Annotated in this window: 16 protein-coding genes; 9 read left to right on the forward strand and 7 right to left on the reverse strand. The window is 61.9% G+C overall.

Annotated features, from left to right (window positions below):
* The first annotated feature begins 11 nt into the window (after window positions 1–11).
* Window positions 12–908, forward strand: coding sequence for a phosphoribulokinase (locus ACKTSJ_RS04370; RefSeq protein WP_407897763.1), 897 nt, complete (start codon window positions 12–14; stop codon window positions 906–908).
* Window positions 909–1,029: 121 nt separating this feature from the next.
* Window positions 1,030–3,333 (forward strand): UvrD-helicase domain-containing protein, encoded by a 2,304-nt coding sequence (locus tag ACKTSJ_RS04375; RefSeq protein ID WP_407897765.1) that lies wholly within the window; start codon window positions 1,030–1,032, stop codon window positions 3,331–3,333.
* 112 nt (window positions 3,334–3,445) lie between these two features.
* On the opposite strand, the gene ACKTSJ_RS04380 is transcribed toward ACKTSJ_RS04375, so the two are convergent.
* The 5 genes from ACKTSJ_RS04380 to ACKTSJ_RS04400 are packed head-to-tail and all read right to left on the reverse strand — an operon-like array spanning window position 3,446 to window position 6,705.
* Window positions 3,446–3,940 (reverse strand): hypothetical protein, encoded by a 495-nt coding sequence (locus ACKTSJ_RS04380; RefSeq protein ID WP_407897767.1) that lies wholly within the window; start codon window positions 3,938–3,940, stop codon window positions 3,446–3,448.
* 3 nt (window positions 3,941–3,943) lie between these two features.
* Entirely contained in the window at window positions 3,944–4,705 is a 762-nt protein-coding gene (locus ACKTSJ_RS04385; RefSeq protein WP_407897769.1) for a BPSS1780 family membrane protein, read from the reverse strand.
* A 9-nt stretch (window positions 4,706–4,714) separates the two neighbouring features.
* Window positions 4,715–5,656, reverse strand: coding sequence for a homoserine kinase (locus ACKTSJ_RS04390; RefSeq protein WP_407897771.1), 942 nt, complete (start codon window positions 5,654–5,656; stop codon window positions 4,715–4,717).
* A gap of 12 nt (window positions 5,657–5,668) precedes the next feature.
* Window positions 5,669–5,974, reverse strand: coding sequence for a DUF2782 domain-containing protein (locus ACKTSJ_RS04395; protein WP_407897773.1), 306 nt, complete (start codon window positions 5,972–5,974; stop codon window positions 5,669–5,671).
* 14 nt (window positions 5,975–5,988) lie between these two features.
* The gene (locus ACKTSJ_RS04400) at window positions 5,989–6,705 is read right to left on the reverse strand and encodes a TIGR00730 family Rossman fold protein (RefSeq protein WP_407897775.1); all 717 of its coding nucleotides are present in this window, start codon (window positions 6,703–6,705) and stop codon (window positions 5,989–5,991) included.
* A gap of 16 nt (window positions 6,706–6,721) precedes the next feature.
* Here ACKTSJ_RS04400 and polA point away from each other — a divergent pair, with 16 nt between their 5' ends.
* On the forward strand, window positions 6,722–9,457 hold the full coding sequence (gene polA / locus ACKTSJ_RS04405; RefSeq protein WP_407897776.1) for a DNA polymerase I: 2,736 nt from the start codon (window positions 6,722–6,724) through the stop codon (window positions 9,455–9,457).
* Window positions 9,458–9,635: 178 nt separating this feature from the next.
* Here polA and ACKTSJ_RS04410 read toward each other — a convergent pair whose 3' ends face one another.
* The gene (locus ACKTSJ_RS04410) at window positions 9,636–10,103 is read right to left on the reverse strand and encodes a bacteriohemerythrin (protein ID WP_407897778.1); all 468 of its coding nucleotides are present in this window, start codon (window positions 10,101–10,103) and stop codon (window positions 9,636–9,638) included.
* Window positions 10,104–10,152: 49 nt separating this feature from the next.
* On the reverse strand, window positions 10,153–10,617 hold the full coding sequence (locus tag ACKTSJ_RS04415; protein ID WP_407897780.1) for a bacteriohemerythrin: 465 nt from the start codon (window positions 10,615–10,617) through the stop codon (window positions 10,153–10,155).
* Between the two features lie 86 nt (window positions 10,618–10,703).
* Here ACKTSJ_RS04415 and ACKTSJ_RS04420 point away from each other — a divergent pair, with 86 nt between their 5' ends.
* The 6 genes from ACKTSJ_RS04420 (at window position 10,704) to ACKTSJ_RS04445 (ending at window position 15,015) form a co-directional block, all read left to right on the forward strand.
* Window positions 10,704–11,828, forward strand: a complete 1,125-nt coding sequence (locus ACKTSJ_RS04420) for a VanZ family protein (protein ID WP_407897782.1) — start codon at window positions 10,704–10,706, stop codon at window positions 11,826–11,828.
* Window positions 11,825–12,139 carry a (2Fe-2S) ferredoxin domain-containing protein gene (locus ACKTSJ_RS04425; protein ID WP_407897784.1) on the forward strand — a complete coding sequence of 105 codons (315 nt, stop codon included), beginning with the start codon at window positions 11,825–11,827 and terminating at the stop codon, window positions 12,137–12,139. The genes ACKTSJ_RS04420 and ACKTSJ_RS04425 overlap by 4 nt, the downstream gene beginning before the upstream one ends.
* The gene (locus tag ACKTSJ_RS04430) at window positions 12,139–12,759 is read left to right on the forward strand and encodes an alpha/beta hydrolase (protein ID WP_407897786.1); all 621 of its coding nucleotides are present in this window, start codon (window positions 12,139–12,141) and stop codon (window positions 12,757–12,759) included. The genes ACKTSJ_RS04425 and ACKTSJ_RS04430 overlap by 1 nt, the downstream gene beginning before the upstream one ends.
* Window positions 12,760–12,854: 95 nt before the next feature.
* On the forward strand, window positions 12,855–13,769 hold the full coding sequence (locus ACKTSJ_RS04435) for an ATP-binding cassette domain-containing protein (protein WP_407897788.1): 915 nt from the start codon (window positions 12,855–12,857) through the stop codon (window positions 13,767–13,769).
* On the forward strand, window positions 13,766–14,233 hold the full coding sequence (locus ACKTSJ_RS04440) for a thioesterase family protein (RefSeq protein ID WP_407897790.1): 468 nt from the start codon (window positions 13,766–13,768) through the stop codon (window positions 14,231–14,233). The genes ACKTSJ_RS04435 and ACKTSJ_RS04440 overlap by 4 nt, the downstream gene beginning before the upstream one ends.
* On the forward strand, window positions 14,230–15,015 hold the full coding sequence (locus tag ACKTSJ_RS04445; RefSeq protein WP_407897792.1) for an ABC transporter permease: 786 nt from the start codon (window positions 14,230–14,232) through the stop codon (window positions 15,013–15,015). The genes ACKTSJ_RS04440 and ACKTSJ_RS04445 overlap by 4 nt, the downstream gene beginning before the upstream one ends.
* Window positions 15,016–15,033: the final 18 nt, after the last annotated feature.

Here is a 15,033-nt window from a genome sequence, read left to right on the forward strand (position 1 = left end):
GAGAGATCGTTATGTCAGCCAAGCACCCCGTCATTGCCGTCACCGGTTCTTCCGGCGCAGGGACCACCTTCGTCAAACGCGCCTTCGAAAACATCTTTCGTCGCCAAAGCATCAAGGCTGCCGTAATCGAAGGCGACAGCCTGCACAGCCTGGACCGCATGGCGTTCCGCGCAGCCGCCGCCGAAGCCGCCAAGGCCGGCAACAACACGTTCAGCCACTTCGGCCCGGAAGCCAACCACTTCGACAAGATCGAAGGCATGTTCAAGCAATACGGCGAAACCGGCAAGTGCCAGCGCCGTTTCTATGTGCACAGCGAAGAAGAAGCGGCGCTGCACAACAAGCACTTTGGCCTGACCGACCTCAAACCCGGCGTGTTCACGCCCTGGGAAGACATCGAAGCCGGTTCCGACCTGCTGTTCTACGAGGGCCTGCACGGCTTGGCCAAGGATGACAAGCAGGGCATCGATGCGCGCCGCTACGTCGATCTGGGCATCGGCGTGGTGCCGGTCGTCAATCTGGAATGGATCCAGAAAATCTTCCGCGACAAGGAAGAGCGCGGCTACTCGGCCGAAGCGACAGTGGACACCATCCTGCGCCGCATGCCGGACTACATCAAATACATCACGCCGCAGTTCACCCACACCGACATCAACTTCCAGCGCGTGGCCACGGTGGACACCTCCAATCCGTTCATCGCGCGCGACATTCCGACCCCGGACGAGAGTTTTGTCATTATCCGTTTCCGCAATCCGAAGGGCGTGGATTTCCCCTACTACCTGCAAATGATTCCCAATTCCTTCATGTCGCGCGCCAACACCATCGTGGTGCCCGGCGGCAAGATGAGCCATGCCATGGAAATCATCCTGACCCCGATCATGCACGACATGATCGAGAACAAGAAAAAGTAAAGCACGGCAGACCGGAGTGATCCGGCACGGCACGAACGGGGAAGCGGCAGCGCTTCCCCGTTTTGTTTGCGCCAGCGGAAGGGAAACAGGGCAACGCGGTCGCCTGTGGGATAATGCGCGCATGAATTCCTCCCTGCTTTCCGGCCTCAATCCCGAACAACGCGCCGCCGTCGAACTCCCCGCCCAGTCCGCACTGATATTGGCGGGTGCGGGCAGCGGCAAGACGCGCGTGCTGACCACGCGCATCGCCTGGCTCATCAGCACCGGACAGGTAACGCCCTCCGGCATCCTGGCGGTGACCTTCACCAACAAGGCGGCGAAGGAGATGGTGACGCGCCTGGCGGCGATGCTGCCGATCAACACGCGCGGCATGTGGATCGGCACCTTCCACGGCCTGTGCAACCGCATGTTGCGCGCACACTTTCGCGAGGCGAACCTGCCGCAGACGTTCCAGATCCTCGATTCCGGCGACCAGCTTTCCGCCATCAAGCGCCTGATGAAGACGATGAACGTGGACGACGAAAAATACCCGCCGCGCGAGATGCAGCACTTCATCAGCGGCAGCAAGGAGCAGGGCCTGCGCGCCTCCGAAGTCGAGGCCTACGATCCCTACACGCGGCGCAAGGTGGAAGTGTTCGCGGAATACGACATGCAGTGCCAGCGCGAAGGCGTGGTGGATTTTTCCGAGCTGTTGTTGCGTTGCTACGAGTTGCTGGCGCGCAATCAGGCGCTGCGCGAGCATTATCAGGCGCGTTTCAAGCACATCCTGGTGGACGAGTTCCAGGACACTAATCCTTTGCAATATCGCTGGCTGAAACTATTGGCGGGAGTGGGTGAGCGGCGACAACCCCCTCCCCAACCCTCCCCCGAGGGGAGAGGGGGTGAAGGTCATAGGGGGTTCCCCCTCCCCAACCCTCCCCCGGAGGGAGAGGGGACGAACGTATCGCTGCGCGATGATGCTTCAACCTCTGCGCTTTTTGCGGTCGGGGACGACGACCAGTCCATCTACGCCTTTCGCGGCGCAAACGTCGGCAACATGCAGGAGCTGTTGCGCGACTTCCATGTCGAGAACGTAATCAAGCTGGAGCAGAACTATCGCTCGCACGGCAACATCCTCGATGCAGCCAACGCCCTCATCAGCAACAACAAGAACCGGCTCGGCAAGAACCTGTGGACGGCGGAGAACGGCGGCGAGCAGTTGCGCGTGTACGAGGCGGAAACGGATGTGGACGAGGCCGCCTTCATCGTGGAAGAGATTCGGGAACTCCGGCGGGAAGGCGTGAATTTGAGCGAGATGGCCCTGCTGTACCGCTCCAACGCGCAGTCGCGGGTGCTGGAGCACGCACTGGTGTCGGCGGGATTGTCCTATCGGGTGTATGGCGGCCTGCGCTTCTTCGAGCGGCAGGAGATCAAGCACGCGCTGGCCTATCTGCGCCTGATGGAAAACACGGATGACGACAACGCGCTGTTGCGCATCATCAACTTTCCGGCGCGCGGCATCGGCGCACGCAGCCTTGAGCAGTTGCAGGAGGCGGCCAGGCAATACAACACCCCCTTGTGGGATGCGGCGGCGCGCGCGGGCGGAAAGCTCACGGCTTTTGTCGGACTGGTCGAATCCTTGCGCGGCGGGGCGACCGGTCTGCCCCTGCCGGAAATCATCGACCACGTGTTGCAACACAGTGGTCTGCTGGCGCATTACGAGAACGAAAAAACCATCGCCTCGAAGCGGCGCGAAGCCGAAGAACGCCTGGAGAACCTGAACGAACTCGTCAATGCCGCAACGTTGTTCGTGCATGAGAATGAGGATGACAGTCTCACCGCCTTTCTTGCGCACGCTTCGCTGGAATCCGGGGAGCATCAGGCGGGCGACAGCGAGGATGCGCTGCACCTGATGACGGTGCATGCCGCCAAAGGCCTGGAATTCCACAGCGTGTTCATCACCGGGCTGGAAGAGGGCTTGTTTCCGCACCAGAACAGCATCGACAACGGCGAACTCGACGAGGAACGGCGCCTGATGTACGTGGCGATCACGCGCGCGCGCCGCCGCCTCTACCTCACCTTCGCGCAGCGGCGCATGCTGCACGGGCAGACGCACTACAGCCGGGTGTCAAGTTTCCTGCGCGAGTTGCCGGAAGCCTTGTTGCGCTGGATCACGCCGCGTTTCGCCGCCGCCAGGCCATATGCCGGCGACAGCCGCGACACCCGGAGTTACCTCGATGCCTTTGCCGCGGCACCCATGGCGACTGCGCCGCCCGCGCCGGGCTCAATCTGGCGCATCGGCCAGCGCGTGTTTCACCAGAAATTCGGCGAGGGCGTGGTGACCGGGACAGAAGGCGGCGGCAGCGAAGGACGGGTGCAGGTCAATTTCAAACGCGCCGGCAGCAAGTGGCTGGCGCTGGAATACGCCAAGCTCGAAGCGCTTTAACGGGAACGGCCAATGTGCCGACCATGATGATGAAGCGCGCCATGCCAGTTTCCCCCACCCCAACCCTCCCCCGGAGGGAGAGTGGGGCGATCAAATCGCTGCGCGAGTTTTGTTAAAGCGGAGCGGACGGCGGGTATTTCGCGGCCAGTTTGTCCGGCACTTCGCCTTTTGCAGCCTGCGCGGCGGCGCTGAATTCCAGCACGGCAGTGACCAATACCATGATCAGCGTAGGCAACAGCGCGATACGGGTGAGCGCGATCCAGAGGATGTGCCCCATGTGCGCGTCGTTCGAAGTCTGGCTCAACAGCCAGGCAAGCAGGATCAGCGTGGCCGAGACGGCATAACCCAGCAACAACAGCCGGCCGCGCCCCCAGGCCAGACGCCAGTGCAGGGCGACAAACCCGTCTTCCAGAGTGCGGCTGCGCCACCCGATCCATACCAGCAGCGAGCCGGAGCAGACGAGAGGAATCAACAGGCCGATCATGCCGATCTTCATGCCAATCACGGCCGGGGTCAGCAGCAGGTCGAAGGCAAACAGGCCAATAATGAACAGGTTGTGGGGCGTTTGGGCGCGTTGCAGGGCGCGGGCATCGGCTGGATATTGCATGGGTCAGTCACCTTGGGGAATGGCGGGTTGCGGTTCGTCCAGCCAGGGAAAGATGTTGCGGTAGCTGACATAGAGCGAGACCAGGCCGAGGGGCAGCAGCAGAATCATGCCCAGGCCGTAGGGCAGGATGCCGAGCACCACTGCGACCAGTTGCATGATGAGGCTGTACACCGTGTAGGGAATGATGTTGCGCAGCGTGCCGAGGAAACTGGCCTGCAGCGCCAGCCACGGCGAGATGCCGCTGAAGAACACCAGGATCGGCGCGTATTGCCACGCAACGACCAGCACCAGCAGCAGCGAGAAGCCAAGCAGGAGCGCCAGCGCGACCTGGCTGTCGGCATTATTCAGCGCCTCCACCAGCACTTGCATGTCCTGCGCGCCGTGGACCTGTTCCATCACAGAGGCAAACCCTGCGCCGCCGACAAACACCATCAGGGTGGAGATGAAGAACATGCCCAGCATCAACATTGCGCCGAGCGTGATCAGGCTGCGCGTGTGTTGCCTGAATCCGGCGAGCAGCAGGGACAGATCGGCCGGTTCATTTTCTTCCAGCGCGCGGCAGAGCCGCATGTAGCCTGCCAGCATGATGGGAAGCAGGGCGATCGCCAGCAGCGGGCCCAACAGCGGCAGCAGCAGCACGGCAAACACGGCCAGGGTGCTGGCGAGTGCGCCGCTGATACCGAGCAGCGGGTTGCGCAGCAGAAGCTGGTAAGCATGCCGGATCCACAGCCAGCCGCGCGCGGCTTTCAATTTGCGAATTTCCATGGTGTTCTCTTATAACCAGACCGTTTTTGTATGTGCAATGTGCTGGCGCAAAATGCGCTCGAAGTGCGCCGGATCGTGTGCATTGACCAGCTCGCCGTCGCGCGGCAGGTGCAGATCGTACAGGCGCGACAGCCAGAAACGCAATGCCGCCCGGCGCAGAATCAGCGGCCAGGCCTCTGCTTCTTCCGCCGTGAACGGGCGCACCGCCTGGTAGGCGCGCAACAGGGCGCGGGCGCGCGTCGCGTCGAGCGTCCCCGCCGCCCCCATGCACCAGTCGTTGGCTGTGATTGCCACGTCGTACAGCAGCGCGTCGTTGCAGGCAAAATAAAAATCGATCAGCCCGCCGACGCGCTCTCCGTCCATCAGCACATTGTCGCGAAACAGGTCGGCGTGAATCACGCCCTGCGGCAAGGTGGCGCCGTTCGTGCGCGCGTGCAGGGCGACTTCATCCGCCAGCAACGCCCGCGCTTCCGCCGGCAGGAAACGCGCGACCTCGGCGGCAGCGTTGGCGCGCCAGGCCGCGCCGCGCGGGTTTTCCATCCGCTCGCCGAAGCTCTGTCCGGCCAGGTGCATCTGTCCCAGCATCGCGCCCACGGCGGCGCAGTGCGCCGCGGTCGGCTGGGTGACCGACTTGCCGTGCAGGCGGCTGACGATGCAGGCCGGCTTGCCGTTCAGCTCGCCGAGGAAGCGGTTATCGCGGTCTGCCACCGGCGCCGGACAGGGGATGCCGTGCCGCGCCAGGTGCGCCATCAGGTTCAGGTAGTAAGGCAGCTCGGACGCGGTGAGTTTCTCGAACAGCGTGAGCACGAAACGGCCGTTGCTGGTGGTGACGAAATAATTGGTGTTCTCGATGCCGGACGGGATGCCTTGCAATTCCAGCAGGGTGCCGAGGGAATAGTGGGACAGCCATGCCGTGATGTCGGCATCGGTGACGCGGGTGAATACGGCCATTTGTCTTGACCGTCAAAAACTGAACAAGGTCCAGCGCGGCACGCGCAGGCCGGAATCCAGACCTTCATGGCGCGAGAACTTGCCATCACCGAGATCATCCACCAGATAGTAGGGCACACCGTGTTTCGGCGTGATCTTGATCATGTAGAGCTTGCCGTTGGCGCGGTATTCCTCCACCGTCTGTCCGGCTTCGCGCGAGATGGTCACGGCGGGCTGGTCGGTGGCGTCGCCGCTCACGCTGGGCGGGATTTGCGGTTGTTCGGCCGCTTGGGCGAGCGGGGTCAGCAGGCAGGCAATGCACAGGACGAGAAGGCGCATGATGGTTTCCGTGGTCAAAGGTTGAGTTGCATTTCGCGTTCCGCCGCCGAAGGCTCGAAGCCGCGTGTTTCATAGTGCTTGAAGATGGCGGCCACGACCTGTTCCGGCGCGTCGATGACCTGCAGCAGGTCGATGTCGCCGGGATTGATCATGCCTTCGGTGAGCAGGCTGTTGCGGATCCAGTCCACCATCCCGCCCCAGAAGCGGCTGCCGACCAGGATGATCGGGATGCGCCGCGTCTTGCCGGTCTGCACCAGCGTCAGCGCTTCCATCAATTCGTCCAGCGTGCCGAAACCGCCGGGCATCACCACATAGGCGCTGGCGAATTTGACGAACATCACCTTGCGCGTGAAGAAATGATGGAAGGTCTGGCTGATGTTCTGGTAGGGGTTGTTGTGCTGCTCGTGCGGCAACTGGATGTTGAGACCGACGCTGGGCGACTTGCCGTAAAACGCCCCTTTGTTGGCCGCCTCCATGATGCCGGGACCGCCGCCGGAGATGACCGAGAAACCCGCATCGGACAACAGGCGCGAGATTTCTTCGGCCAGTTGGTAGTACGGATGGTCGTGCGGGGTGCGCGCGCTGCCGAACAGGCTGACTGCCGGATGGATGTTGGAGAGGCGTTCGGTGGCGGAGACGAATTCTGACATAATGCCGAACACCCGCCACGACTCCTTCGACTGCATCAATTCGGGCGATTGCGCCGGCGGCAGTTTCATTTCGTTGTTCATAGCGGATCCCTGAAAGATGAAAACCCTGTTGTTGGTGGACGGCTCGTCCTATCTCTACCGCGCTTTCCACGCCATGCCCGATCTGCGCAGCCCGCAGGGCGAACCGACCGGCGCCATCCACGGCGTGCTCAACATGCTGCGCCGGCTGCGCGCCGATTTCCCGGCGGATTATAGCGCCTGTGTGTTCGATGCGAAGGGCAAGACGTTCCGCGACGACTGGTTCCCCGAATACAAGGCGCATCGGCCCCCGATGCCGGACGACCTGCGCGCGCAGATCGAGCCGCTGCACGAGGTCGTGGCCGCCGCCGGCTGGAACATCCTGATGGTGGACGGTGTGGAGGCAGACGACGTGATCGGCACGCTGGCCCGCGAAGCTTCGCGCAACGGCGCGCGCTGCATCATTTCCACCGGCGACAAGGACCTCACGCAACTGGTGGATGATCGTACGCTGTGGGTGAACACCATGAGCGAGGAGCGACTGGATGTCGCCGGCGTTACCGCCAAGTTCGGCGTGCCGCCCGAGCGCATCGTGGATTACCTCGCGCTGGTCGGCGACACCGTGGACAACGTGCCCGGCGTGCCCAAGTGCGGACCCAAGACTGCCGTCAAATGGCTGGCAGAATACGGCACGCTGGACAACCTGATCGCGCATGCCGATGACGTGAAAGGCGCGGTCGGCAACAACCTGCGCGATGCATTGGCATGGCTGCCCATGGGCAAACAACTGGTCACGGTGAAATGCGACGTTCAGCTTCCCAAACATTTCGACGAACTGGTCGCGCCCGCTGCCGATACCGAAAAACTGCAAGCCCTGTATGAACGCTTCGGCTTCCGCACCCTGATGCGCGAGCTGACCGGCAATGCGTCTGCCCCCAAGCCGCGCGCCGCGGGCAGCACCGCGCAGCGCGACTTCTCGCAACCCGCAGCGCCGCAAGACCTGTTCCAGAACGACACCTCCCATTACGAAACCCTCCTCACCGCAAGCCAACTTGATGCCTGGCTGGAAAAACTGGGGGCGGCACCGCTGGTGAGCCTCGACACCGAGACCACCGGCCTGGATCCGATGACCGCGCAACTGGTCGGCATTTCCTTCTGCATCGATCCGCACCAGGCCGCCTATCTGCCGCTGGCGCACCACTATCCCGGCGCGCCGGACCAGCTCGGGCGCGAACAGGCGTTGCAAATATTGCGGCATTGGCTGGAAAGCGGGCAGCACAAGAAGCTCGGCCAGAACCTCAAATACGACCAGCATATCTTTGCCAACCACGGCGTCAACCTGCGCGGCATCGCCGAGGACACCCTGCTGCAATCCTATGTGCTGGAATCGCACAAGCCGCACGAACTGGGCAATCTCGCGCTGCGCCATCTCGGCATGAGCACCCTCAGCTACACCGATATCGTGGGCAAGGGCGCCAAGCAGATTGGCTTCGATCAGGTCGATGTCGAAACGGCGACGAAGTACGCGGCAGAGGATGCCGACATCACCCTGCAATTACACAACACGCTGTCGCCGCAGTTGCAGGGCCGATTGGCCGAGGTGTACCGCGACATCGAGATTCCGGTGCGAGAAGTATTGTTCAAGATGGAGCGCAACGGCGTGCTGATCGACAGCGGCAAACTCTCGCGGCAAAGCCACGAGCTGGGCTTGCGGATAAACGAGATCGAGCAGCAGGCGTTCGAACTGGCCGGGCAGCCGTTCAACCTCGCTTCGCCCAAGCAGTTGCAGGAGATCCTGTTCGACAAGCTGGGCATCCCGGCCAAAAAGAAGACGGCCACGGGTGCGCGTTCGACGGACGAGGAAGTGTTGCAGGAGCTCGCGCTGGATTATCCGCTGCCGAAAATCCTGCTCGAGCATCGCGGCATGGCGAAACTCAAATCCACCTATACCGACAAACTGCCGCAGATGGTGAATGCCAAGACCGGCCGCGTGCACACCAGCTACGCGCAGGCCGTGGCCGTGACCGGGCGCCTGGCATCGAGCGATCCCAACCTGCAGAATATCCCGGTGCGCACCCCCGAAGGCCGCCGCATCCGCGAAGCCTTCATCGCGCCGCAAGGCAGCCGCATCGTCTCCGCCGATTATTCGCAGATCGAGTTGCGCATCATGGCGCACCTGTCCGGCGACGAAGGATTGCTGAAAGCCTTTGCGGCCGGCGAGGACATCCACCGCGCCACCGCCGCCGAAGTGTTCAACGTTGCGCTCGACGCGGTGAGCAGCGAGCAGCGCCGTTACGCCAAGGTCATCAACTTCGGCCTCATCTACGGCATGTCGGCCTTCGGCCTGGCCGGTCAGCTCGGCATCGAGCGGGCAGCCGCGCAGCAATACATCGACCTTTATTTTGCGCGTTACCCCGGGGTGAAACGCTACATGGACAGCACGCGCGAACAGGCGAAAGCGCAAGGGTTCGTCGAGACCTGGTTCGGGCGCAGATTGTGGTTGCCCGAGATCAACGGGGCCAACGGCATGAGAAGACAGGCTGCCGAGCGCGCGGCGATCAATGCGCCGATGCAGGGCACCGCCGCCGACCTCATCAAGTTGGCGATGATCGCGGTGCAGGATTGGCTGGAGAAAGAGAAGTTGGCAACCCAGCTCATCATGCAGGTGCATGACGAACTGGTGCTGGAAGTGCCACAGGGCGAATTGTCCGTCGTGAAAGCTGAACTGCGCGCGCTGATGTGCGGCGTTGCCGAACTCAAGGTACCGCTGGAGGTGGGATTGGGCGAGGGGCAGAACTGGGACGAGGCGCACTAGTGCAGTGTTGCATTCTTGATGGCACTTATTTCGAACATTTGTGGGTCGGACTGAAGTCCGACCCACACAGGCTTTCCCGCGCATTGACATAAGTTCCAGATAGCGCGCAACACTTCACTAGCAGCCTGTCTGGCAATCGGCAGCGCGCGATGGGTTCGCCGGATCACCGGCGGACCGCTCACTTTTCCCGGTTCGGGAAAAACCGGTTCAGGGTACGCAAGTGCCACGGCACGGTCGGCTCGGCGCCTTTGTCGTGGTGTTGTTTTACAAAGTGCGCGTAATCCAGGTCTTCGCCCTGGATATGGCTGACCATCCAGGGTTTGACGAGCGCCAGCGCCTTCTGCGCGACATATTCGCCCTGCTGCGCGCGCCGCAGATAGGCGCGGCATTCCTCGATATATTCATCGTGAGCATGCTTGTGCGGCTTGAGGAAGGGGTAGCCTGATTCTTTCAACAGCCTTTCCTCGTAGGCGCAGTGGGCAACCTTGTGCTCGACCAAGAGAGCCAGCGTCTGGTTGGCCAGGGTCAATTCGCCGCGCTCGAGGTTGCCCTGCAATTCGTTGATGAGCTCGACGATCCGGCGATGTTGTTCGTCGATCAAGGGGATGTGGGTCGCCAGTTTTTCCGACCAGATTATTTTTTGCATGTCCTGTCTTTGCAGTAATTGCGGGGTGAAGGCGGCAGAACGATCCGGTTCAGCCGAAGAATTTCTTCAGCATGCCGCCCAGCCAGCCCCCCGTTGTTTTGGCTTGTTTCAGTTCGACGCCGAGCGACTTGACCACGTCGTCCACATAGTCGGCATCGTCCCCCTTGATGTGGTTGACCAGCCACGTCTTCAGCATGCTGAGCACTTCGGGGACCACGTTCTCGCCGGCCGCCGCGCGCTGCTGGAATTCACCCACGCGTTTGGTGAAAATCTCGTGCACGCGCTTGTGCGCCTTGTAGAAGGGGTAGTTTGCCTTGAGCTGCAATTCCTCTTCGAAGCTGAAATGCGACAGGGTGTAATCGACGAGCTCGGTCAGCACGTGCTTGATGACGGCGGGGTCGCCTGTCTCGTTGGCGGTATTCAGTTCGTTGATCAGTTCGACGATGCGATGATGCTGCGTGTCGATGACCTCTATCCCTGTGTCCAAATCATTGGACCAGTGCAGGTATGCCATAATCTCCTCCCGGATATTTCGTGAAATATCGTTATATTTTTTTAACTGCGGGGCGCATTCTTTTCTACCCCAACCGTGGTGTCAACTTGGATGAGACAAATTTTGTGCCTGCCGCCCCCTATTTGAGCCAAGAGGTGTTTTCCACGCGCCGCGCCTTGTTGCGTCGATATCTGCTGGCCTGCTATGTGCTGATGATCGTGTATGCAAGCCTGTCGCCGTTTGTGGGCTGGCACGTGCCGGAAAGCGATTTCCGGCACGTGCTGGCAACCCCTCTGCAGCAGGCCTATACCGCGTTCGATGCCCTGACCAACTGGCTGGCCTATTTGCCGCTGGGCCTGTTGTTGGCGCTCACCCTCATGACCCGCCAGAACATCCGGCGCAGCCTGTTATTCGCCACCCTGGGGGGGCTGCTGCTGTCGGGGCTGATGGAGTATGTGCAGTACTTCCTGCCCTCCCGCGCCAGCGCCCTGATCGATGTGCTGACCAACGGCGCGGGCGCTTTTTGCGGCGCACTGCTGGCGGTGATCATTGCGCCCCAAGCCTGGTTTGCCCGGATCACCCGCTGGCGCATCGATCTGTTGCAGCGCGGGGCGGGGGTGGACTTCGGCCTGGCGCTGACCGTGTTGTGGATGTTCGCGCAGATCAATCCGTCCCTGCCGATGCTGGGCAATGTGTTCATTACCGCAACGCCGGCATTCCCCGCCCTGGCGGAAGTTTCGTTCAGCCCCCTGGGCGGTCTCGCCGTGGCGCTCAATCTCTGGCTGGCCGGAATGCTGCTGCTGACGTTGTTCCGCCACCAGCGTGCCGCTGTATCCTCGCTGCTCCTCATTTTGTGCGGGGTGGCGCTGGGCAAATTCATCATGGCGGCCGTGTTGCTGAAATCTTGGGCGCTCATGTTGTGGCTCAATGGCGAAACCATGCTGGGACTGGTGCTGGGGCTGGTGTTGCTGGGGCTGAGCGCCTGCCTGCGCGGCACGCAGTTGCTGCCGCTGCTGTTCCTGACGGCCGGAGGCTATATGCTGCTGGTGTTCAGGGTGATGGACAGCGACGCACCATCGGCCGCCATGCAGCTTTATCATTGGCACTACGGCCATTTGCGCAATCTCAACCGCATGGCGCAAACCGTATCGGTGCTGTTTCCCCTGCTGCTATGGCTTTACCTCGGGCTGGCGCACCAACGTATTCTCGATCACAACAGGAGATTTCGATGACACCGTATTACGACAAACACGTGTTTTTCTGCACCAACCAGCGCGCAACCGGGGAAGATTGCTGCAACAATCGCGGGGCGCAGAAGGCGCGCGATTATGTGAAGGATCGGGTCAAGGCGCTGGGACTCTCCGGCCGCGAGAACCGCGTCCGCATCAATTCGGCGGGGTGCATGGATCGTTGCGACGACGGCCCGGTGATCGTGGTTTATCCCGAAGGGGTCTGGTACACCTACGTGGACGAAAAAGACCTGGACGAGATCATCGAGTCGCACCTGAAAAACGGCAAAATCGTCGAGCGCCTGAAAATCTGATGGCGATCGCACTGCAAAAATTCTCGCTGTCCGGTCCGGCGGGGCATCTCGAAGGGGTGGCACACATCCCCGACGGTGCGCCGCGCGCCGTCGCGGTGGTGGCGCATCCGCTGCCGACAATGGGGGGCACCATGGAAAACAAGGTTGCAGTAACGCTGGGCAAGACGTTCTCCGAACTGGGCTGCGTGGCGCTGCGGTTCAATTTTCGCGGCGTGGGTGCGAGCGAGGGAGAATTTGACGGCGGCGAAGGGGAAACGGAAGACCTGGCCGCCGTCGCGCGTTATGCCCAGGAACAGTTCGGGGAAGCCCTGCCGCTGCTGCTGTCCGGATTTTCCTTCGGCGGGTACGTGGCCGCGCGCGCCGCGCAAAAACTGAAGCCGCAACATCTGGTGTTGGCCGCGCCTGCCGTGGGACGTTTCGCCATGCCCGCCGTGGTGCCGGACACCCTGGTCATCCACGGCGAACACGACGAGGTGGTGCCGCTGGCCGATGCGCTGGCCTGGGCGCGGCCACAACACCTGCCGATTGTGGTGTTGCCCGACGCCGGGCATTTCTTCCACGGACGGCTGACGCAGTTGCGCGACATCGTGAAGCGGCATTTCAGCGGAGTCGAGTTGTGAGTCAAAAGCAAATCAGCCACAAAGGAAACAGAGCGCACAGAGAAATACCAAACACAGACTTCTCTGTGAACGCTGTGGCAAAAGGGTTCTAAAGAATGAATGCAGTCATCAAAGCTTCCGGGTTACAAAAGTCCTACGCCGGCCATCGCGTGGTGGACGGACTCGACCTCGCCATCCAGAGCGGCGAGTGCTTCGGCCTGTTGGGCCCGAACGGGGCGGGCAAGACCACCACCTTGCGCATGCTGCTCGGCCTGATCGAGCCGGATGCCGGAAGTGCCACCCTGCTCGGCCTGCCGGTGCCGCAGGCGGCGCGCGAGGCGCGCATCCGCGTCGGCGTGGTCCCGCAGATGGACAACCTCGACCCCGACTTCAGCGTGGCCGAGAACCTGCTGGTGTACGGGCGATACTTTGGCTTGAAGGATGCGGAAATTGAAGCGCGCATTCCCGCGCTGCTGGAATTCGCCAGCCTCACCCACAAGCGCGATGCCAAGGTGCCGACATTGTCCGGCGGCATGAAGCGGCGCCTCACGCTGGCGCGCGCGCTGGTGAACGACCCCGATGTCATTTTCCTCGACGAGCCGACCACCGGGCTCGACCCGCAGGCGCGCCACCTGATCTGGCAGCGCCTGCGCGAATTGACGCGGCAGGGCAAAACGCTGCTGCTCACCACCCATTTCATGGACGAGGCCGAGCGCCTGTGCCATCACCTCGCGGTGCTCGACAAAGGGTGCCTGATCGCGCAGGGCAGTCCGCGCGAATTGATCGAGATGCACATCGAGCCGCAGGTGGTGGAGGTGTTCGGCGAACCGGCAGCGGCCTGGGCGGCGCAGGCCGCGATCGCGTTCTCGCAGCGTTTTGAGGTGAGCGGCGAATCGGTGTTCTGCTATGTGCGCGACGCGCAACCGCTGCTGGAACATCTGCAAATGCAGAAAGAACTGCGCTTTGTGCATCGCCCGGCAAATCTGGAAGATGTGTTTCTGAAACTTACCGGACGGGAGATGCGGGAATGAACCTGATTTTCCGCATGCTGTGGGTCATTGGCCGCGCCTTCTTCCTGCCGCGCATGGAACGGGATGGTCTCGCCAGCACGCTGAACCTGCGCGTGTTGCCCAATGACATCGACATCAATTTCCACATGAACAATGGCCGCTATCTGACCATCTGCGACCTCAACCGGGTGGATGTGTTTGCGCGCACCGGCCTGCTGAAAGCGATGTTCAGGCGCAACTGGATCCCGGTCATCGCCGAACACACCATGACCTACAAAAAACCGCTCAACCTGTTCCAGCCTTATCAGGTGAGCCTCGAAGTGCTGCACTGGGACGAGAAATATTTCTACATGGCCCACCGCTTCCTCGTAGGCGATCGCGTCATGGCGGAGGGCACATCCAAAGGCTGCGTGTACGAGCGCGGCGTGGGAGTGGTGGCGCCCGAGCGCGCGCTGGCGGCAGTGGAGGCGGATCGAAAAGCATGAATGGCCATTTTTACAGCCTGCCCCACCTGAGCCTGCGCTTCCTGCCCATCTGGCGCCGCCACTGGCTGGTCTGGCGCAAGGTTGCCGCGCCCTCCATCCTCGGCCATCTGGCCGACCCGGTGATCTACATGCTCGGCCTGGGTTACGGGCTCGGCAGCCTGCTGCCCGAGATGGGCGGCATGCCTTACATCAACTTTCTGGCAGCGGGGACCCTGTGCTATTCGGCGATGAACAGCGCCAGTTTTGAAGCCCTGTATTCGGGGTTTTCGCGCATGCACGAACAGCGCACGTGGGAAGCGATTCTCAACACGCCAGTCTCGCTTGACGATGTCGTGTTGGCCGAGATGCTGTGGGCGGCGAGCAAGGCGCTGATGTCCGGCGCGGCGGTGCTGCTGGTGATCTGGCTGCTCGGCCTGTCGCATGCGCCCCTGTCGCTGTGGATGATCCCGCTGTCTTTGCTGATCGGGCTGACCTTTGCCGCCATCGGTCTGATCGTCACCGCACTGGCGCCGGCGTATGATTTTTTCATGTACTACTTCACCCTGGTGATCACGCCGATGATGCTACTATGCGGCGTTTTTTTTCCGGTGACACAATTGCCGCCGGGCCTGCAAATGCTGGCGGGCGGATTGCCGCTGACGCATGCGGTGGAACTGGCGCGCCCCCTGATGAGCGGCAGCGTGCCGCCGCAGGCCCTGCTCCATATCGCGGTGTTGCTCGGTTATACCGCATGCGGTTTTTATCTTTCTCTGGTGCTGTTTCGTCGTCGCCTGTCCCGCTAAACTGGAAGGCGCGGGCAG

This window comes from Ferrigenium sp. UT5 (assembly GCF_045866295.1).
GTDB lineage: Bacteria > Pseudomonadota > Gammaproteobacteria > Burkholderiales > Gallionellaceae > Sideroxyarcus.